This window comes from Phytohabitans sp. LZ39, assembly GCF_059359075.1.
The window spans coordinates 374,317-393,603 of record NZ_JCADBM010000004.1; the positions used below are offsets into that span (position 1 = coordinate 374,317).

The 19,287-nt window shown below is 72.2% G+C and carries 17 protein-coding genes; 9 read left to right on the forward strand and 8 right to left on the reverse strand.

What is annotated here, in order from left to right:
* Nucleotides 1–9 precede the first annotated feature (9 nt).
* The 3 genes from treZ to AC5L36_RS10720 are packed head-to-tail and all read right to left on the reverse strand — an operon-like array spanning nucleotide 10 to nucleotide 4,873.
* The gene (gene treZ / locus AC5L36_RS10710; RefSeq protein ID WP_441214805.1) at nucleotides 10–1,731 is read right to left on the reverse strand and encodes a malto-oligosyltrehalose trehalohydrolase; all 1,722 of its coding nucleotides are present in this window, start codon (nucleotides 1,729–1,731) and stop codon (nucleotides 10–12) included.
* 29 nt (nucleotides 1,732–1,760) lie between these two features.
* Entirely contained in the window at nucleotides 1,761–3,614 is a 1,854-nt protein-coding gene (gene glgB, locus AC5L36_RS10715) for a 1,4-alpha-glucan branching protein GlgB (RefSeq protein ID WP_441214806.1), read from the reverse strand.
* A complete protein-coding gene (locus tag AC5L36_RS10720; RefSeq protein ID WP_441214956.1) occupies nucleotides 3,611–4,873 on the reverse strand; it encodes a glycosyltransferase family 4 protein in 1,263 nt (420 codons plus the stop codon). The genes glgB and AC5L36_RS10720 overlap by 4 nt, the downstream gene beginning before the upstream one ends.
* A gap of 630 nt (nucleotides 4,874–5,503) precedes the next feature.
* Between AC5L36_RS10720 and AC5L36_RS10725 the strand changes: the two genes are divergently transcribed.
* From AC5L36_RS10725 to AC5L36_RS10750, 6 genes are all read left to right on the forward strand, one after another.
* A complete protein-coding gene (locus tag AC5L36_RS10725) occupies nucleotides 5,504–6,118 on the forward strand; it encodes a TetR/AcrR family transcriptional regulator (RefSeq protein ID WP_441214807.1) in 615 nt (204 codons plus the stop codon).
* A gap of 63 nt (nucleotides 6,119–6,181) precedes the next feature.
* The gene (locus AC5L36_RS10730) at nucleotides 6,182–6,946 is read left to right on the forward strand and encodes a hypothetical protein (protein WP_441214808.1); all 765 of its coding nucleotides are present in this window, start codon (nucleotides 6,182–6,184) and stop codon (nucleotides 6,944–6,946) included.
* A gap of 121 nt (nucleotides 6,947–7,067) precedes the next feature.
* Nucleotides 7,068–9,332, forward strand: a complete 2,265-nt coding sequence (locus AC5L36_RS10735; RefSeq protein ID WP_441214809.1) for an HAD-IB family hydrolase — start codon at nucleotides 7,068–7,070, stop codon at nucleotides 9,330–9,332.
* A complete protein-coding gene (locus AC5L36_RS10740) occupies nucleotides 9,329–10,522 on the forward strand; it encodes a zinc-dependent alcohol dehydrogenase (protein ID WP_441214810.1) in 1,194 nt (397 codons plus the stop codon). Before AC5L36_RS10735 ends, AC5L36_RS10740 begins: the two co-directional genes overlap by 4 nt.
* Before the next feature lie 13 nt (nucleotides 10,523–10,535).
* The gene (larAH, locus tag AC5L36_RS10745) at nucleotides 10,536–12,113 is read left to right on the forward strand and encodes an NPN-dependent hydroxyacid isomerase, LarAH14/15/16 family (protein ID WP_441214811.1); all 1,578 of its coding nucleotides are present in this window, start codon (nucleotides 10,536–10,538) and stop codon (nucleotides 12,111–12,113) included.
* A gap of 22 nt (nucleotides 12,114–12,135) precedes the next feature.
* Entirely contained in the window at nucleotides 12,136–13,041 is a 906-nt protein-coding gene (locus tag AC5L36_RS10750; protein WP_441214957.1) for a lysophospholipid acyltransferase family protein, read from the forward strand.
* Here the strand turns inward: AC5L36_RS10750 and AC5L36_RS10755 are convergent.
* Both AC5L36_RS10755 and AC5L36_RS10760 read right to left on the reverse strand, forming a co-directional pair.
* Nucleotides 13,038–13,445 carry a hypothetical protein gene (locus AC5L36_RS10755; protein WP_441214812.1) on the reverse strand — a complete coding sequence of 136 codons (408 nt, stop codon included), beginning with the start codon at nucleotides 13,443–13,445 and terminating at the stop codon, nucleotides 13,038–13,040. The two genes, AC5L36_RS10750 and AC5L36_RS10755, sit on opposite strands and share 4 nt — an antisense overlap.
* A 133-nt stretch (nucleotides 13,446–13,578) precedes the next feature.
* The gene (locus tag AC5L36_RS10760) at nucleotides 13,579–14,850 is read right to left on the reverse strand and encodes a vanadium-dependent haloperoxidase (protein WP_441214813.1); all 1,272 of its coding nucleotides are present in this window, start codon (nucleotides 14,848–14,850) and stop codon (nucleotides 13,579–13,581) included.
* Nucleotides 14,851–15,023: 173 nt separating this feature from the next.
* Between AC5L36_RS10760 and AC5L36_RS10765 the strand changes: the two genes are divergently transcribed.
* Both AC5L36_RS10765 and AC5L36_RS10770 read left to right on the forward strand, forming a co-directional pair.
* The gene (locus AC5L36_RS10765; protein WP_441214814.1) at nucleotides 15,024–15,239 is read left to right on the forward strand and encodes a dodecin; all 216 of its coding nucleotides are present in this window, start codon (nucleotides 15,024–15,026) and stop codon (nucleotides 15,237–15,239) included.
* Nucleotides 15,240–15,310: 71 nt separating this feature from the next.
* Nucleotides 15,311–16,048: a metallophosphoesterase gene (locus tag AC5L36_RS10770; protein ID WP_441214815.1), complete on the forward strand. Its 738-nt coding sequence runs from the start codon at nucleotides 15,311–15,313 to the stop codon at nucleotides 16,046–16,048.
* A gap of 19 nt (nucleotides 16,049–16,067) precedes the next feature.
* Here AC5L36_RS10770 and AC5L36_RS10775 read toward each other — a convergent pair whose 3' ends face one another.
* Nucleotides 16,068–16,895 carry a polysaccharide deacetylase family protein gene (locus tag AC5L36_RS10775; protein ID WP_441214816.1) on the reverse strand — a complete coding sequence of 276 codons (828 nt, stop codon included), beginning with the start codon at nucleotides 16,893–16,895 and terminating at the stop codon, nucleotides 16,068–16,070.
* A gap of 86 nt (nucleotides 16,896–16,981) precedes the next feature.
* Between AC5L36_RS10775 and AC5L36_RS10780 the strand changes: the two genes are divergently transcribed.
* Complete coding sequence (locus tag AC5L36_RS10780) at nucleotides 16,982–17,785, forward strand: class I SAM-dependent methyltransferase (protein ID WP_441214958.1); 804 nt, start codon at nucleotides 16,982–16,984, stop codon at nucleotides 17,783–17,785.
* On the opposite strand, the gene AC5L36_RS10785 is transcribed toward AC5L36_RS10780, so the two are convergent.
* Both AC5L36_RS10785 and AC5L36_RS10790 read right to left on the reverse strand, forming a co-directional pair.
* A complete protein-coding gene (locus tag AC5L36_RS10785) occupies nucleotides 17,741–18,430 on the reverse strand; it encodes an RraA family protein (protein WP_441214817.1) in 690 nt (229 codons plus the stop codon). The two genes, AC5L36_RS10780 and AC5L36_RS10785, sit on opposite strands and share 45 nt — an antisense overlap.
* On the reverse strand, nucleotides 18,430–19,284 hold the full coding sequence (locus tag AC5L36_RS10790; RefSeq protein WP_441214818.1) for a GNAT family N-acetyltransferase: 855 nt from the start codon (nucleotides 19,282–19,284) through the stop codon (nucleotides 18,430–18,432). Before AC5L36_RS10790 ends, AC5L36_RS10785 begins: the two co-directional genes overlap by 1 nt.
* Between the last annotated feature and the right edge of the window lie 3 nt (nucleotides 19,285–19,287).

Here is a 19,287-nt window from a genome sequence, read left to right on the forward strand (position 1 = left end):
TCCCCCGTGTCAGATCCCGATGACGGCGGCCGACTCCGCGGGGAGATCGGCGATCTCGCCGCCGACCGACACGGCCGGGTCCGTGACAAGTAGGACGGAACGGGCGGCGGCCGGCAGCAAGAGCCGCTGGGGACGCGGGGCGAGGTTGGCGACGACCGCCGTGGACCCGCGGCGGATCACCAGCGACCGGTCCCCCGGCCACGCCTCGACCCGGTCCAGCCGCGGGTCGGCGAGGTCCGGGCGGCTCTTACGCAGGGCGATCAGCGCGCGATGGAAGTCGTACAGCTCGCGGTGGGCCGGCTTGTCCAGCTCGGCCCAGTCGAGGCGGGAGCGGGAGAACGTCAGCGGGTCCCGCGGATCCGGCACGTCCGCGCTCAGCCAGCCGTGCGCGGCGAACTCCTGGCGCCGCCCGCCGGCCACCGCCGCGGCCAGCTCCGGCTCGGGGTGGCTGGCGAAGAACTGCCACGGGGTACGCGCGCCCCACTCCTCGCCCATGAAGAGCATCGGCGTGAACGGGGCGGTGAAGAGCAGCACCGCGCCGACTTTGAGCAGGGCCGGGCTCAGCGTGTCGCTGATCCGGTCACCGGTCGCCCGGTTTCCGATCTGGTCGTGGTTCTGGAGGTAGGCGACGAAGCGGTGTCCGGGCGTCCTGGCCCGGTCGACCGGCCGCCCGTGGGTCCGCCGCCGGAAGCTCGACCAGGTGCCGTCGTGGAAGAAGGCGCTGGTGAGGACCTTCGTCACGCTCTCGGCCGAGCCGAAGTCGGCGTAGTAGCCCTGCCGCTCCCCGGTCAGCAGCGCATGCAGCGCGTGGTGCACGTCGTCGTCCCACTGCGCGTGCAGGCCGTATCCACCGGCCTCGCGGGGCGTGACCAGGCGCGGGTCGTTGAGGTCCGACTCGGCGATCAGCGTGAGCGGGCGTCCGGCGTGCGCGGCGAGCGCGTCCACCTCGGCGGCCAGCTCTTCCAGCAGGTGTACCGCCCGGTGGTCGACCAGCGCGTGCACCGCGTCCAGCCGCAGCCCGTCGGCGTGGTAGTCGCGCAGCCACGCCAGCGCGCTGTCGATCACGTACCGCCGCACGCCGTCGGAGTGCGGCCCGTCGAGGTTGAGCGAACGGCCCCAGCTGTTGCCGCCCTCGGCCAGGTAGGGCGCGAAGCGCGGGGCGTACGCGCCGGAGGGGCCGAAGTGGTTGTACACCGCGTCGACGATCACGGCGAGTCCGCGCGCGTGGCAGGCGTCGACGAGGCGCTTGAGACCGTCCGGCCCGCCGTACACCTCGTGCGGCGCGTACCAGCAGACGCCGTCGTAGCCCCAGCCGTGCGTGCCGTTGAACGCGTTGACCGGCAGCAGCTCGACCGCGGTGACGCCCAGGTCGACGAGGTGGTCGAGCCGGGTGACCGCCGCGTCGAACGTGCCCTCCGGCGTGAACGTGCCGACGTGCAGCTCGTACAGCACGCCGCCGGGCAGGGCGCGGCCGGTCCAGTCGGCGTCGGTCCACGGGAAGGCGGCGTGGTCGTAGACCCGGCTGGGCCCGTGCACGCCGTACGGCTGCCAGGGTGAGCGCGGGTCGGGCAGCGGCTCGTCGCCGTCGTCCAGCAGAAACGAGTAGTCGGTGACGGACGCCGTTGTCCGCCACCAACCGTCTTCACCCCGGGTGAGGTCGACCTCCCGCCCGCCGTCCAGGCGCGCGCGCACCCGGGATCGCTCGGGCGCCCACACGGCAAGCTCGGCCATGAGCTCTATCGTGCCCGCTCGGGTGTTTTTTATCCTGATTTGCGGCGGAGCCACACCGCGGCGTAGGGGCCGACGTGGACCTCGGCCGACTGGTCGTGGCCGTCCCGTGCCGGGCCGTCCGCCTCGACGCCGCCGAAGTTGCCCACGCCCGACCCGCCGTACACGTGCGCGTCGGTGTTGACGACCTCTTCCCAGCGGCCGCCCTCGGGCAGCCCGACCTGGTAGCCGACCCGCGGCACCCCAGAGAAGTTGACCACGCAGGCGAGCGTCTCGCCGTCGGCGTGGCGCAGGAAGGACACCATGTTCGAGGCCCGGTCGTCGTGGCGGATCCAGCCGAAACCGGCCGGATCGGTGTCCTTCGCCCACAGCGCCGGCGACTCCCGGTAGACCCGGTTGAGGTCGCGGAGCAGGCCGGGGGTGCCCTCACCGGTGAGGGACCAGTCGAGCCCGCGGGCCTCGCTCCACTCCCGCTCGTCGGCCAGCTCGCAGCCCATGAAGAGCAGCTGCTTGCCCGGGAACGCCCACATGTACGCCAGGAAGCCGCGCAGCCCGGCCAGCTTCTGCCACCGGTCGCCGGGCATCTTGCCGACCAGCGAACCCTTGCCGTGCACCACCTCGTCGTGGCTGATCGGCAGCAGGAACTGCTCGTCGAACGCGTACACGCTCGGCCAGGTCAGCTCGTCGTGGTGGTACGTGCGGTGCACCGGGTCGCGGCCGACGTAGCCGAGCGTGTCGTGCATCCAGCCCATGTTCCACTTCAGGCCGAAGCCCAGGCCGCCCCAGTCGACCGGCCGGGAAACCCCGGGGTACGCGGTCGACTCCTCGGCGATCATCACCACGCCGGGGTGGTTGCGGTAGACCGTGGCGTTGAGCTCCTTGAGCAGGTCGATGGCCTCCAGGTGCTCCCGCCCGCCGTACGCGTTGGGCTCCCACTGGCCGTGGCCGCGCGAGTAGTCCAGGTACAGCATCGAGGCGACCGCGTCGACCCGCAGGCCGTCGATGTGGAACTCCTCCAGCCAGTACAGCGCGTTGGCGACCAGGAAGTTGCGCACCTCCCACCGGCCGTAGTTGAACACCAGCGAGCCCCAGTCGGGGTGCTCGCCCCGCCGCGGGTCCGGGTGCTCGTACAGGCAGGTGCCATCGAAGCGGGCCAGAGCCCACTCGTCCTTCGGGAAGTGCGCCGGCACCCAGTCGAGCAGCACGCCGACGCCGGCCTGGTGCAGCCGGTCGACCAGGTAGCGGAACTCGTCCGGCGACCCGAACCGGGCCGTCGGCGCGTAGTAGCCGGTCACCTGGTAGCCCCACGAGCCGCCGTACGGGTGCTCGGCCACCGGGAGCAGCTCGACGTGTGTGAAGCCGAGGTCGGTCACGTACGCCACGAGCTGGTCGGCCAGCTCCACGTAGGACAGACCCGGGCGCCACGAGCCGAGGTGCACCTCGTACACGGACATCGGCCGGGCGTGGTGGTCGGTGCGGCGCCCGTCGACCCACGCGCCGTCGCCCCAGTCGTAGGCCGACTCCTCGATCACCGACGCGGTCAGCGGCGGCGCCTCGGTCGCCCGCGCGAGCGGGTCGGCCTTGTCGACCCAGCGGCCGTCGGCGCCGTGGACCTTGAACTTGTACCGGTGGCCGGCCGCCGCGCCGTCGACGTACCCGGACCAGACGCCGCTCGAACCGAGCCGCTCCAGTGGGACGCCCTCCCAGCCGGTGAAGTCGCCGGCGACCTGTACCTCCCGCGCGTTGGGGGCCCAGACCGCGAACCGCGTCCCGGCACCCCGCACGTGCGCGCCCAGCACCTCCCAGAGCCGCTCGTGCCGGCCCTGGCCGATGAGGAAAAGATCGAAGTCGCTGATCCGGGAGAGAGTACTCAGTGCCGTGGTCATGCCACCGCCAACAGGTTGCCCTCGCGGATGTTGATCGCCGGACGCCCCTGCGCCATGCGGGCCTCGGCCTGCGCGGCGTTGAACGCCGGCGCCTGCGCGATCGCCGAGGAGTAGACGGCCGCGGTGCGGGCCGCGATCGAGGCCCAGCCGTAGCGCTCGCTGACCATCGCGCGGGCGCGGTTGGCCATCGTGCGGGCCTGCTCGGCGTCGGCCAGCAGCGTGCCGACCGCGTCGGCGATCGCGTCCGGGTCCTTGGCCGGGAACGTCATGCCGTTGAACCCGGGCGTGACGAACTCCGCGAGGCCACCGGTCGAGGCCACGGCGAGGGGCGCACCCGCCGCCGCGCCCTCCAGCGCCACCATGCCGAACGGCTCGTAGATGCTCGGCACCGTGAACACGTCGGACGCGGCGATCAGCGCCGGCAGGTCGGTGCCGCCCAGGAACCCCGGGAACGTCACCGTCTGGCTCAGGCCGTGGCGGTGGATGTCCGCCTCCAGCTCCTGCTTGTAGGGGCCGTCGCCGGCGATCACCAGGCGCAGGCCCGGGTGCCGGTCGCGCAGCTTGGGCAGGCTGGCGATCAGATCCTGCACGCCCTTCTCGTACACCAGGCGGCCGGCGAAGGTGAGCAGCGGCCCGTCACCGGCGAACCGCCGGCGCGCGTTGGCGACCGCGTCGGCAGGAACCTGCCAGCGGTCGGTCTCGACCCCGTTGGCCACCACGTCGAGCCGCTCCATGGGCAGGTCGAACAGGCGGTTGACCTCCCACTTCATGTAGTCGGAGCAGACGACCACGCGGGTCGCCTCCTGGCCGAGCCACCACTCGACGGAGTGGATCGCCTTGTTCATCTCCTCGGGGAGCCAGCCCTGGTGCCGGCCGGCCTCGGTGGCGTGGATGGTCGCCACGAGCGGCAGGTCCAGGTGCTCCTTGAGGGTCATCGCGGTGTGCGTGACCAGCCAGTCGTGCGCGTGGATCACGTCGTACTCGCCGGACTCCGCGGCGCGCAGCGCGGCCCGGGTCAGCGTGTGGTTGAACGCCATCGTCCAGGCCAGCAGCGAGGGCGTGGCCAGCGGGAACACCGGTGGGTCCTCGGGTGCGCGGACGATCCGCACGCCCTCGGCGTACTCCTCGAGGGGAGCGCCGGGCGCGTGGCGGGTGACGACGGTGACCTCGTGGCCGGCGGCGGCCAGGGCGGTCGAGAGGTGGTGCACGTGCCGCCCGAGGCCACCCACCAGGACCGGCGGGTACTCCCAGGAGAGCATCAGGATCCGGCGGCGCCCGTCAGGAGCACTGCCGCTGCGGCTGGGGGTCTGCGGGAAGGTGTTGTTCCGGGCCTGCTGGGTGGGAACTGTCGGGGAGGGACGGTAGGCGCCGTCGGTGGGGTCGACCCGCAGGGTCACTCTCATCTCCTTCTACGTGAATCAGGCATGGGGGTACGCCAGCCGGCGCCTGTGGCGGCAGTGCGTTCGAAGCTTGTTTTGTGGCCGAGCGGCCACGTATAGGAAAAAGCATCCGTGTTACGCCCGCATTCCGAGGGCGTGTAAAGGTGAGCGACGACACCCCGGACGCCCTCTGATCAGCCATTGATGTGTCTCAGCCCACCCGCCCACGTCACACCGGGGCGGCGCCGCGTCACCGCACGGGCGAACCTGAGTGGATGCCCCGCCCTCCCCGGGCGCCCGGCCGCCTTGGCCGGCAAGATCTTCCTGGCTCGCGACGCCCTGCGGCACCGGCTGCTGACTCCCGCCGCCCTACGCGCCGGTGCGCGTGTGACGGGGGTCGCCCTTGATGTGTGCGGGACGGCATGACAGCATCACTTCGAATCAAACTGAACAGTTTGGTTTGAAGCGGGGCCCAGGTCAGGGCGCCGACGGGGGGCATGGGGGTGTCTCGTGGAGCTCGACTCGCGGCGAGCCCAGGCCAAGCGGGAGCAGATCCGCCAGGGTGCCCTCGCCGCGTTCCTCGAGTCGGGCGTCTCGGGCACGAGCATGGACCACGTCGCGGCCTGCGCCGGCGTGTCCAAGCAGACCTTGTACGTCTACTTCCGCAGCAAGGAAGACCTGCTCGTCGACGTGCTGGGCGGCATCGTCGCCTCGCTCGACGAGCGGGCACCACTGCTGGCCGACCGCACGGTCACCGACCGGGAGCACCTGCGCGACGTGCTCTCCGAGGTGGCCTGGGTGATGGTCAGCCACCTCATGAGCGACGACTACCTGGCCCTGTTCCGCATCTTCATCGCGGAGATGGCCACCACGCCAGGGCTGCTGACGATCTGGCGGGAGACCGTGCCGGCACGCTTCCTCGCGCGAGTGGAGGCCGTGCTGGACCGGGCCCGGGAGGCGGGTGTGATCCGCGACGTCGACCTCGACCTCGCCACCCGGCTCTTCATCGGCCCGATGATGACCTTCGTCTTTCTCGATGGGCTGGCCCGTCCGGGCGAGGTCCTCGTTCCGAATCGCAAGCGGCTCGACCAGGTGGTCGAGCTCTACCTGCGCGCCGTAACTTGACCCCCTCGGAGGCCGGCCGTCATGTCCTTTGACCTCGACCATTACAAACAGACAGCGAAAGCGGTGAGCGTCGACGACATCGACTTCGACGACTTCCGCGACAAGCCCCTCAGCGCCGAGGCCATCCGCGTCCTGCACTACATGACCGATGTCGAGACGCACACCGTCTGCTACCTGCGCGACCTGCTGGTCACCCCCTCCCACCAGAACCCTCGGATCACCGCGTTCCTCACGATGTGGAACTTCGAGGAGTACTGGCACGGCGACGTCATCGACAAGATCCTCGACGTGCACGCGGAGATCAACGGGCTGCCGCGGCACCGCGCGGTGCGGGTGGCGCAGGGCTTCAAGGGAAACGTGATCGCACCGATCACCCAGTGCCTCACCGCGGCCGTTCTCGGTGAGGACTTCATCGCCACGCACATGACGTGGGGCGCGGTCAACGAGTGGTCGGCACACGCCGCCTACGGCAGGTTGATCGAGCTTGAACAGCATGCGACGCTGACGAAGATTTTGCAGCGTATCCAGCAACAGGAGAGCCGACACTTGGCGTTCTACATGTCCGAGGCCCGCGAGCGACTGGCCAAGAGCCGGAAAGCGCAACGGATCACCCGGTTCGCGCTGCGCAAGTTCTGGGCCCCGGTCGGCTCCACGATCACGCCGAAGGCCGAGACGCGTTTCGTCCTCAACTACCTGCTCGGCGGCGAAGGGGGCAACAAGATGGTGAGGATGCTCGACCAGAAGGTCGACAAGCTTCCCGGCCAGGAAGGGCTGAGCCTCGTCTCGAAGGCCGTGCGCGCGTTCGGCGTCCGGGTCGCCACAGCGTGAGCGAGCGAGCTGGCGCGGCGGCGTCTGGACGGAGCCTCCCCGCCGACGAAGTCGGGGTTTCGGGGTGGCGGAGGAAGACGTCGCCTTCAGCGCCGCGCGAGCGAGCGAACCAGGAGACAGCGTGAGCGAGCACCTGCGGGGTCAGCACATCCTCCTGACCGGCGGCACCGGGTTCCTCGGTCAGGCGTTGCTGGAAAAGCTGCTGTCGAGCTACCCGGAGACGCGGGTAACGCTGCTGATCCGGCGGCGGGGCAGCTCGTCCGGCGCCGACCGGCTCAGGACGCTGCTCAAGCGGCCGGTCTTCGCCAGGTGGCGGGAGGCGGTCGGCGCGGAGGCGGCCGCGGCCATCGTCGCGGAGCGGGTCAGCGTCGTCGACGGCGAGCTGGGCAGCACCGACGTGACCCTGCCCGCCGACATCGACGCGGTGATCCACGCCGCCTCGACGGTCTCCTTCGACCCGCCGATCGACGACGCCTTCCGCACCAACGTGCAGGGCGTGATCGACCTCTACGAGGCGGTCAAGGCCGGCGGCGCCACCCCGCACGTCGTGCACGTCTCCACGGCGTACGTGGCCGGGGCGCGCAAGGGCGTCGTACCCGAGCGGTCGCTGGACCACGACGCCGACTGGCGGGTCGAGCTGCCGGCCGCATTCGCGGCCCGGGAGAGCGTGGAGTGGGACTCGCGGCGCCCCGCGGTGCTCAAGCGGGCGATCGCGGACGCCCGCAAAGACCACGGCAAGTCCGGGCCGCGGAGCACTGCGACCGCCGCCGAGGAGCGGCGGGTCGAGTGGGTGGAAAAGCAGCTCGTCGAGTACGGGCGGCTGCGCGCGCAGAGCGTCGGCTGGCCCGACGTGTACACGTTCACGAAGGCGCTCGGCGAGCGGGTGGCCGAGGAGACGCTGACCGGCGTGATGCCGCTGTCGGTGGTGCGGCCGGCGATCGTGGAGAGCTCGCTGCGCCACCCGTTCCCCGGCTGGATCGACGGCTTCAAGATGGCCGACCCGCTGATCCTCGCGTTCGGCCGGGGCATCCTGCCGGAGTTTCCCGGCCTGCCCGACGGCGCGCTCGACGTGATCCCGGTCGACATCGTGGTCAACGCGACCCTGGCGGTCGCCGCCGCTCCCCCGCCGGTGGACGAGCCGGCGTACTACCACGTGGGCTCCGGCGCCCGTAACCCGCTGACGTTCCGGGCGATGTACGACAGCGTGAAGGAGTACTTCACCGACCACCCGATGCCCGACGGCGGCCGCGGCCAGATCAAGGTGCCGGAGTGGACGTTCCCCGGCGCGCGGCGGGTCGAGCGGCAGCTGCGCACCGGCGAGCGGGTCCTGTCCGTGGCGCAGAAGGCGCTGCTGTCCGCCCCGGCCAACAGGCGCACCCGGCGGTGGCAGGACGACCTGACCCGGCAGCAGGACCAGCTCGACTTCCTGCGCAAGTACGCCGACTTGTACGGCGTCTACACCGAGGCCGAGGTCATCTACACCGACAACAAGCTGCTCGCCCTGCACCGGTCGCTGCCGGCCGAGCGGGTCGAGAAGCACGGCTTCGACGCCGCGGTCATCGACTGGCACCACTACCTACAGGAGGTGCACTACCCGGCGATCACCGCCACGATGCGCAAGGCGACCAGCGGGCGGCGCACCAGCAGCAACGCGCTGCCGCCGCTCAAGCGGTCGCCCAACGGCGGCGACGTGGTGGCGGTCTTCGACCTGGAGGGCACGCTCGTCGCGTCCAACGTGATCGAGACGTACCTGCTGGCCCGCCTCTGCGACCTGCCCCGCTCCGGCTGGCCGGGCGAGCTCGCCGACCTGGTCCGCAAGCTCCCCCGCTACCTGGCGGCCGAGCGGCGCGACCGGGGCGAGTTCCTGCGCACGTTCATGCGGCGGTACGCGGGCGCCGACGAGGCCGGCCTCGCCCGCATCGTGCACGACCGGCTCGGCGACGCGCTGCTGCGCCGCTCCCACCCGGAAGCGATCCGCCAGGTGCGCAAGCACCGCGCGGCCGGTCACCGCACGATCCTCATCACGGGTACCGTCGACGTCCTCGTCCAGCCGATCGCCGGCCTGTTCGACGAGGTGGTGGCCAGCCGGCTGCACATGCGCGACGGGCGCTACTCCGGCTTCCTGGAGGCGCCGCCCCTGGTCGGCGAGGCGCGCGCGGCCTGGCTGCGGCGCTACGCGGAGCACGCCGGCGCCGACCTGCCGGCCAGCTACGCGTACGGCGACAGCTACTCGGACCGGCCGCTGCTGGAGGCGGTGGGCAACCCGGTGGCGGTCAACCCCGACCCGCACCTGTACCGCCACGCCAAGTCCCGCCGCTGGGCGGTGGCGCAGTGGAAGGCGTACACCCTGGCGGCCGGCGACGCCTTCCTGGAGACGGTCCCGTGAACCTGAATCTCGAGTACCACCGCTCGCCGATCCGCTACATCACGGCGCGCACCGCCACCGGCACGATCGCCACCGGCCGCGCCGCCGGCTGGTGGGCGGCCAACATGTCGCCGGTGCGGCTGGTCAACCGGCCCGAGCCGCGCCTGCCCGGGCCGGGCTGGACCCGGGTCAAACCGCTGCTGTCCGGCATCTGCGGCTCCGACCTGGGCCTGCTGACCGGGCGCAACTCGCCGTACCTCAGCGCCATGATCTCGTTGCCCTTCACACCCGGGCACGAGGTGGTCGGCGAGACGCTGGACGCGCTGCCCGACCTGCCGAAGGGCAGCCGGGTGGTGCTCGACCCGGTGCTCGGCTGCCGGCCCCGCGCGGTGGAGATCTGCCCCGGCTGCGCGGCCGACCAGCACAGCCGCTGCGACCACATCACCTCCGGGCTGGTGTCGGCGGGGCTTCAGACCGGCTTCTGCGCGGACACCGGCGGCGGGTGGAGCCGCATGTTCGTGGCGCACGGCAGCCAGCTGCACAAGGTGCCCGACGAGCTCGACGACGAGCGAGCCGTGCTGGTCGAGCCGCTCGCCTGCGCGGTCCACTCGGTGCGCCGCGTCCCGATCCCGGACGGCGCGAGCGTGCTCGTCGTCGGCGCCGGCACGGTGGGGCTGTTCACCACGCTCGCGCTGCGCGAGTACACGAAGGCCGGCCCGATCTACGTGATCGCCCGGTACGGCCACCAGCGCGAGCGGGCCCGCGAGATGGGCGCCACCGAGGTGCTCTCGTCCGACCGCGCGGCGCGGGCGCTGCGGCGCGCCACCGGCGGCTTCCTGGCCCGGCCCGAGCAGGGGGCGGAGTTCCTGCTGGGCGGCACCGACATCGCGTTCGACTGCACGTCGGGCTCCGGCCTGGACACCGCGCTGCGGGTGGTCCGGGCCGGCGGTACCGTGCTGTTGTCGGGCATGCCCAACTCCAGCGTCGACCTCACGCCGGCCTGGTTCCGTGAGCTCAACATCGTCGGGGCGTACGCCTCGGGCGGCAACGACTTCCCGGACGCGATGGCGCTCGCGAGGTCCGCGCCGCTGACCGGCTACGTCGACGCCGTCTACCCGCTGTCCCGGTGGCGGGACGCGATCGGCCACGCCAGCTCCTCGGGGCGGCTGGGCACGATCAAAGTGGCGTTCGACCCGACCAAGGACCAATAGGGGGACCCTGATAATGAGTAGGCCCGGATTCGTCCTCGAAGTGGACGAACGCACGCCCGCGTTGCTGATGCACGAGGGCGAGGGGTTCCGCCTGGAGAAGCTGCCGCTGGGCAGCCGGGTCATCTACCCGCCGGAGTCGCTGCCCGGGCTGCGCGACGTCGACGGCGAGATCCGCCGCGCGCTGGACAACCCGCTCGGCCGCGAGCCGCTGCGCGAGCTGCTCTACGCGGGCATGAAGCTGACGATCGTCTTCGACGACCTGTCGATCCCGCTGCCGCCGATGCGCACGCCGGACATCCGCCAGCGGGTGATCGAGCACGTGCTGGAGATGGCCGCGGCCAAGGGCGTCGACGACGTCGAGCTGATCGCCGGCAACGCGCTGCACCGCCGGATGACGCCGGCCGAGCTCAAGCGCACGGTCGGCGAGCGGGTCTACCGCTCCTTTTTCCCCCGCCACCTGCGCAACCACGACGCGGAGGACAGGGCCAACCTCACCGAGATCGGCCAGACCAAGCACGGCGAGGTCGTCGAGATCAACCGCCGCGCGGCGGAGAGCGACCTCATCGTGTACGTCAACGTGTCGCTGACCGCGATGAGCGGCGGCCCGAAGTCGGTGTCGGTGGGGCTCGCCTCGTACCGCAGCCTCAAGCACCACCACAACGTGCACACGCTGCGGCACTCGCGCTCGTTCAACGACCCGGCCAACTCGGCCATGCACCACTCGTACGACCGCATGGCCGGCCTGCTCGGCGACAGCCTCAACATCTTCCAGATCGAGACGACGGTCAACAACGACACGTTTCCCGACTACGTCAGCTTCCTCAACAAGCGCGAGTGGGAGTGGACGCTCAAGGACCAGGCGGCCTACCTGGCGTTCAAGCGGGCCAACGACCTCGCCCCGCCCAAGCGGCGCCGGCAGATCTGGCACAAGACCGCCTCGCCGTACGGCATCACGTCGGTCACCGCGGGCGATCCGATCCAGGTGCACGAGGTCACCATGCGCAACGTCCTGCGGCAGCAGCTGACCGAAGTGGACGGTCCGGCCGACATCGGCATCTGGGGCCTGCCGTACATCTGCCCGTACAACGTCAACTCGATCATGAACCCGATCCTGGTGATGTCGCTCGGGCTCGGCTACTTCTTCAACCTGTACCGCAACCAGCCGATCGTCCGCCCCGGCGGCGTGGCCATCTACTACCACCCGGTGCGCAACGAGTTCCACCCGGTGCACCACCCCAGCTACATCGACTTCTTCGAAGAGGTGCTCGCCGAAACCACCGACCCGGTGGCCATCGAGACGAAGTTCGAGGAGCAGTTCGCCACCGACCCGTGGTACACCCACCTGTACCGCAACAGCTACGCGTACCACGGCGTGCACCCGCTCTACATGTGGTACTGGGGCGCGCACGCGATGGAGCACCTCGGCGACGTCATCTTCGTCGGCGGCGACCGGAAGACCACGGCGCGCATGGGCTTCCGCTCGGCCTCCACTTTGGACGACGCGCTGGAGATGGCGCGCGAGCGGGTCGGCGGTTCACCGACCATCAACTACCTGCACGCCCCGCCGCTGACGATGGCGGACGTACGGTGAAGGGGTTCTCTTCGTGGGCCTGATGAAGGAGATCCGCACCCTCACCGGGGGGCGTGACTGGCGCGGGCGTTCGCGCACACCTCGTTCGGCGGTCGCGCACGAGCCGCCGGAGCCGCCCCGCGAGTTCCCCACCGGGTGGGCGCGGACGCCGGTGGCGCAGTCCGCGCGGCGGGCGCTCCAGCGCGGCGTGCTCACGCCGCTGACGTGGAGCCAGACCCGCCCTGAGGTACAGGGGCGCGACCGGCTGGCCGGGCTGAAGGGCCCGGTGGTGTTCGTCGCCAACCACAGCAGCCACCTCGACACCCCGCTGATCCTCGGCTCGCTCCCCCGCCACCTGGGCGAGCGCGTCGCGGTCGGCGCGGCGGCCGACTACTTCTTCGACGCCCGCGTGCGCGCGGTCGTGACGGCGCTGGTGTTCAACGCGTTCCCGGTCGAGCGGCACCGCTCGCGCCGGCTGCGCAGTCTCGCGCCGATGCTGCTGGCCCGCGGCTGGAGCCTGCTGCTCTTCCCGGAGGGCACCCGCAGCGAAGACGGCTGGATGTCCCCGCTGCGGCTGGGCGCCGCCCACCTGTGCGTGACGCAGGGCGTGCCGATGGTGCCGATCGGCCTGCGCGGCACGTACGCCGCCATGCCCCGCGGCCGCAACTGGCCGATCCCCGGCCGGGCCCGCGTGGTCGTCCGCTACGGCACGCCGCTGCACCCGCAGGCCGGCGAGGGCGCCCGCGCGTTCAACGCCCGCATGGCCGACTCGATCGCCCAGCTGTGGGCCGAGGAGGAGCTGGGCTGGTACGGCTCGCTGCGCGCCCAGGCCAAGGGCGAGCTGGCGCTGCCCAGCGGCCAGCAGTTTCCGGCCGGCTCGTGGCGGCGCACCTGGGAGTCGACCCGCCCGCTGGGCGCCAAGGCCCCGAAACCCGCCTGGGACGACTAGCGCGCCAGGATCTGGGCGATCCGCTCCGCGTGCGGGGTGCGCAGGCGTACCTCCACGCGGCCGGACTTGGCGGGGTTGGTCGTCCCGGCGTCGTACGCGAAGCACACCCGGTCCGGCCGCTCGGCCGCCACCTCGATGGTCGCCCGGACCGGGTGGTCGAGCGGCACGTCGATGTGCTTGAAGTGGCCGGCCCACACCAGCAGGCGGTTGGCGGTGACGGCGACCGCGCCGGCCGCGGCGTCCTTGCGCCAGTTCGACCGCCGGCCCGGCGCCCGGTAGTTCCGGTAGGTGACCGAGCCGCTCAGCCCCTCCTCCAGCAGGATGACGTCGGTGCGGGCGAGCTCGGCCCGCAGCTGCTCGGGCAGCCGGCCCGACCCGACGAACATGCGCAGGAACCGGTTCACAGCACGGACGCTAGCGCCGTCACGCAAGCGTCAGCGTGAGCGTGGCCGTGTACACCCGCGCCGCCGAGGGCACCCAGCCCAGCTGGGCGCCCGGGGAAAGTGCGCGGTGCGGCGCGTGAACTTCGGGGTCGGTTCAACCGCGGTGGCCGGTGGGCCGCAGGTAGCGGTCGAGGCTCCAGTCGGCGACCTCCTGACCCATCCGGACGCCACGCGTGTCCGCGCCGCGGAAGTGGATGCCCAGCCACACCCGCGCGTCGATCACGTCACCGTTGAGGCCGCGCTCCGAGTCGTAGTGGCGGGTGACGCCCGGCACCGCGGTCGAGGTGAGGTCGAGGCGCAGGTGCCGGCTACCCGTCGCCTCGGCCAAGGCCCGGCTGAACGCCCCGGTGACGCCCGAGTAGCCGCTCACGTACTCCGGGTACGGCGGTGTCACCAGCAGCGGCGTCCAGGCCGGGTCGGCGGTCGTCGCGGGGTTGCCGTCGGTGTCGGCGAGCGCGATCGCGGTGATCGGCCGCCAGAAGCCGTAGCGGAACTTCGAGTGCCACACCGAGATGACCGCGTCCGCGATGCTCATGTCGACGGCCGCGAACAGCCGCGCGGTGTCCGCGATGTCGGTGCCGCGCAGCGCCGCCTGGCTGCGCACGGCCGCGTTGTACTGGACGAACGCGTTGCCGGAGAAGAACAGCGCGGTGGCCGTCTGCGCCGCGGTCCGCACCGTCGAGCCGGCCGAGCCGGTCGCCTTCACCTCCTCGAACTCGCGCGCGTAGCGGGCCGAGGTCAGCGCCGGCGGCGGCCCGGGCGTGCCGAACTGCGCTCCACTGTGGACCATCAGCGGCCGCACACCGCCCATCCACGGGACCGCGAACGGCAGCATCCCCGGCGGCGTCGGGCGCCAGACACCGGGCGCCGGCGCGCGGGTGAACGTCACCGGCGCGTTGCGCCCGTCGCCGACCCGCTGCGCGATCAGCACGTCCGCGGCCAGCTCGCCGAACGCCACGCCGCGGCGCTCCGCCCGGCCGTCGGGAACCCGGGCGAGCGAGTCGGCGTACGCCGCGTCGAGCGCCGCCCGCGCGGACGGCGAGTACGTCACAAGGACCTTGTGCGCGGCCGCGACCGCCGCCGCCTGCGACGAGGCGTGGCGCGGCGCGCGGGCGTGGAAGCGGTAGGGCTCGTACCGCCCCTCTATGCCGACGACGGCGTTGTAGACGGCCGCGTGTACGAACCCCAGATAGAGCCCGGTCTCCAGTGGCGACTTGGTGGTATCCCCCGCGAGTGTGGTGACGGCGATCGCGTTCCACTCCGCGACGACGCCCGGATCGGCGGCGACGTGCGACGACGCCGCGGCGGGCGCCGCCGGCACGAGCGACAGGAAGAACAGGCAGATCGCGCTGGTTACGGTACGCATGTCGAGCCCCCCTTTGCGGGCCCGAATCTTCTCCGGTACCCGGGGCGCGTCTACCCGACTGTCCAAGACTCGACTCGACGACATCCGCTCCGTTGCGGACTTTGACCGATCGCGCTGCGTCGCCGCGTGGACGCGTCTACGGTGAAGCCACGCGACACGCGTGAGGAGGACGGATGTCAGACCACGTCTACCGCGTCACCGAGATCGTCGGCTCGTCACCCGACTCGATCGACCAGGCCGTGCGCAACGCCATCGGCCGGGCGAAGCAGACCCTGCGCCACCTCGACTGGTTCGAGGTCACCGAGATACGCGGTCACATCGAGGCGGACGAGATCGGTCATTTCCAGGTCACGCTGAAGGTCGGCTTCCGGCTCGACGACGGCGGCTAGCTGGAGCTTCCCGGCCAATGGCCGGCGATTGGCCATGGATCGGGGTTCGCCCGGGTGCGTAGCGTGCGGGCATGGTGGTCATCGCGCACGTCAGTGACACCCACATCGACTCCGGCGAGCGGAGCGTCGAGCGCACCCGGCGGGTCGTGCGCTACCTCGCCGGCCTGGTGCGGCGACCGGACGTGGTCCTGGTGACCGGTGACGTCGCCGACCACGGCGCCGAGTCGGAGTACGAACGGGTGCGCGGCCTGGTCGACCTGCCGTCGCCGGTGCTCTTCTGCCCCGGCAACCACGACGTGCGCGAAGCGTTCCGCAAGGTGCTGCTCGGCGACGAGCCGGACGGTTCGCCGGTCAACCGGGCGCACCGGGTCGGCGGCGCCCTGTTCGCGATGTGCGACTCGAGCATCCCGGGCCGCGACGACGGGCTGCTGGCCGACGAGACGCTCGACTGGCTGGAGGCGGAGCTGTCCGCGGCGGCCGACCTGCCGGCGTTCGTCTGCTTCCACCATCCCCCGCTCGTGCTCGGCACGCCGTACGTCGACGGGATCCGCCAGTTCTCCGAGGACCGGCTGGCCCGCCTGGTGGCGCGCCACCCGCAGGTCGTGGCGCTGCTGTGCGGTCACGCGCACACGGCCGCGGCCACGACGTTCGCCGGCCGGCCGCTGCTCGTCGCGCCGGGTGTGGTCTCGACCTCGACGCTGCCGTTCGAGAGCGACGCGATCGTCGACCTGGGCCAGCCGCCGATGCTCGCGTTCCACGTCCTGCACGAAGACCGCCGGCTGACCACGCACTACCGGGTCGCGCCCTGACCCGCGGCCGGCCGCGGCGTCAGCCTTGGCGGCCTGGTACCGAAGCGGCGGCGAGCAGTTCGGAGACGGTGACCGGCTTCAGGCCGCGGCGCCGGAGGCCGACGATGATGGCGTCCAGCTGGCTCAGCGCGACCAGCCGCTTGGCCTTGCCCACGTCGTGGGCGAGCACGATCGAGCCCGGCCCGACGTTGTCGACGATGTCGCGGGCCTGTGCCGGCGGGTCGGCCTTGTACCTGTCCTCGTGCATCTGGTGCGACCACATCACCACGTCGTAGCCGAACTCCTCGGCGATGACCAGCGTGCTGCCGCCCAGGTGTCCCCAGGGCGGGCGCATGAGCGTGGTGGTCTCGCCGGTCACCCGCTTGATCGCGACGTGGGTGCGCAGGATCTGGTCGCGCACCTGCTCCTCGTCGAGCCGGGCCAGGTCGTGGTGTGCCCAGGTGTGGTTGCCGAGCTCGTGGCGGGCGATGCGTTTGCGCACAAGCTTTTCGTGCCGGGTGAGCCGCTCGCCGACCACGAAGAACGTCGCGCGGGCCTGGTGCCGGTCGAGCGTGTCGAGGACCATCGGCGTCCAGCGCGGCCCGGGGCCGTCGTCGAAGGTGAGCGCCACGAGTGGCTGGTCGGTCTCCACCCGCCACCGCACCTCGGTCGCGCCCCGCCGCTGGACCGCGTGGCCCTGCTGGCGCGGGTCGCGCGCGCTCGCCACACCTCCGGGCGCGTAGCCGCCGCTCAGCGGAAGGCGGTCGGGACCGACCTCGTCGGACAGCCGGTCGACCGACAGGCCGGCGGCCACTCCGCCCGCGAAGGTCAAACCACGGCGCAGTAAAGCACGGCGGTCCTCGCCCATGTTCTCCCCCGTTTGTGATTTTCGATCTTCGATGATGCCATGGCGGAGGAGGCCGCGGCTGCCCCGCCGGATAGCGTGAAAGCATGATGAAAGGCCCCCTGGCCGGTGACGTGTTCGGCGAGATGCTGCGCGACGCGCTCGCCGTGGCGGCCGGCGTGGGCCGGCGTCCGCTGGCCGGCGGGCGGCTGCCGCGGCCGGTCATCGAGATCGTCGAACGCGACGACGGCCTGGTCAACGGGGTGCTCGCGGCGCCGTATCTCGCCGGGCCGGACGAGTGGCCCGCGCACGACCGCCGAGCGCTCGACCTGGTGCGCGGTCGGGTGCTCGACATCGGCGTGGGTGGCGGGCGGGCCGCGCTGGCGCTTCAGGAGCGCGGGGTGGCGGTGACCGGCCTCGACGTGTCCCCCGGCGCGATCGAGGTGTGCCGCGCCCGCGGGGTGCGCGACCTGGTGCACGCCACCGTCGAGGAGCACGCCGCCGCCGGGCGGCGCTACGACACGTTCCTGCTGCTGGGCAACAACCTCGGCCTGCTGGAAGGGCGGGAGCGGGCGCCGAGGTTTCTGGCCGCGCTCGCCGCGATGGCCAACCCCGGCGCGCGGGTGGTCGCCCAGGGCACCGACCCGTACGGCACGACCGATCCGGTGCAGGTCACCTACCACGAGCGCAACCGCGGGCTGGGCCGGCTCGGCGGGCAGCTGCGGCTCCGGCTGCGCTACCGGGAGCTGGCCACCGACTGGTTCGACTACCTGGTCTGCTCGCTGGCTGAGCTGGCCGAGCTCGTCGACGGCACCGGCTGGCGGCTGGCGGAGGTCGACGACGCCGACGCGCCCTACTACCTGGCCTGCCTACACCTCGATGGCGCCGCCGATGGCGCGCAGGTGCTCGCGTAGCGTCAGGTCCGGCCGCTCGCGGCGCCGCTCCAGAAACTCCGCGAACCGCAGCTGGTCACGCAGCGTCTCCCCGGACCGGATGCGGTCGGCCTGGCGGCGCTCGGTGTCGCGGATCGTCTCCGCGTGGCCCAGCACGGCGTCCAGCTGGGCCGACGGCACGAAGAGCACCCCGTCGTCGTCGCCGAAGACGATGTCGTCGGGGGTCACCGTCCACTCGCCGAACCGCGCGGAGTCGAGCGCGTCGGACGGTCGCGGGTCGAGGCGCAGCGGCCCGGTCGGTAGGGAGCCGAGGCTGAAGACCGGCAGGCCGATCGCGCGGACGTCGGCGGTGTCGCGGTGCAGGCCCCAGATGACCACGCCGCTCAGGCCGGCGGCCTTGGCCTCCAGCACGGCGAGGTCGCCAGCGCAGCTCTCGTCGACGCGGCCGCCGTTGTCGACGACAAGTACGTCGCCGGGCTTGGCGCGCTCGTACGCCTCCAGGAACACGTCGACGCTCCCCACGTGGCGCGCCGGAGCGACCCGCCCGGCCACGCGGTCGCCGACGACCGGGCGCATGCCGGCCGGGCCGCACCGCACCGGCACGCCCGCGCGGACGCAGCCGTCGGCCACGTGCGCCGTCGTCAGGGAGGCGAAACGGTCGAGCATCAGATCTCCTTCTCGAACCAGTGGTGGGCGTACGGCTCGTCGTTGAACGGGGCCACCTCGCGGTAGCCGGCCGACCGGTACAGGGCGACCGCCTCGGTCAGCGAGTCGTTGGTCTCCAGGCGCAGCAGCCGCACCCCGCGGCCGGCCGCGGCCGCCTCCAGCTCGGTGAGCAGGCGCCGGCCCAGGCCGAGGCCGCGCACGGACGGCGCGACCCACATGCGCTTGACCTCGGCGTACGAGTCGCGAACCCGGAGCGCCCCGCAGCCCACCGCCTCCGCGTGGAGCGTCGCCACCAGCAGCAGCATGCCGTCGGTCGGGTTGCTGCGGGCCGGGTCGAAGCCGGTGTCGAAGCGGGCGGCCAGCTCCGCCGCGTACGCGTCGAGGCAGGCGCGCGCCTCCGGCTGGTCGGGGTCGGTCGGCGCGACCCGGACCATCGACGCGACGAGCAGGCGCTCGACCTCGCCCATCGCGGCGACGAGGCGGTCGCGCTGCGCCTCGTCGAGCGGGGCGAGGATGCCGGCGGCGAGGTCGTCGGAGCGGCGGTCGAGCTCGTCGCGCTCGGCCACGCCGGCCGGGGTGAGCCGCACCGTGCGCACCCGGCCGTCGCCCGCCGGCACCACCTCGACGAGGCCGTCGGCGCGCAGGGCGGTGAGCAGACGGCTCAGGTAGCCGGAGTCGAGGTCGAGCCGGGCCCGCAGCGCGCGGACCTCGCTGCCGCCCTCGCCGATCTCCCACAGCACCCGGCACTGGCCGAGCGGGCGGCCGCGCGCCAGGTATGCCTCGTCGAGGGCGCCGACCCGCTGCGTGACGGTGCGGTTGAAGCGCCGGACCCGTTCGACCAGCGACGGAACCATTCT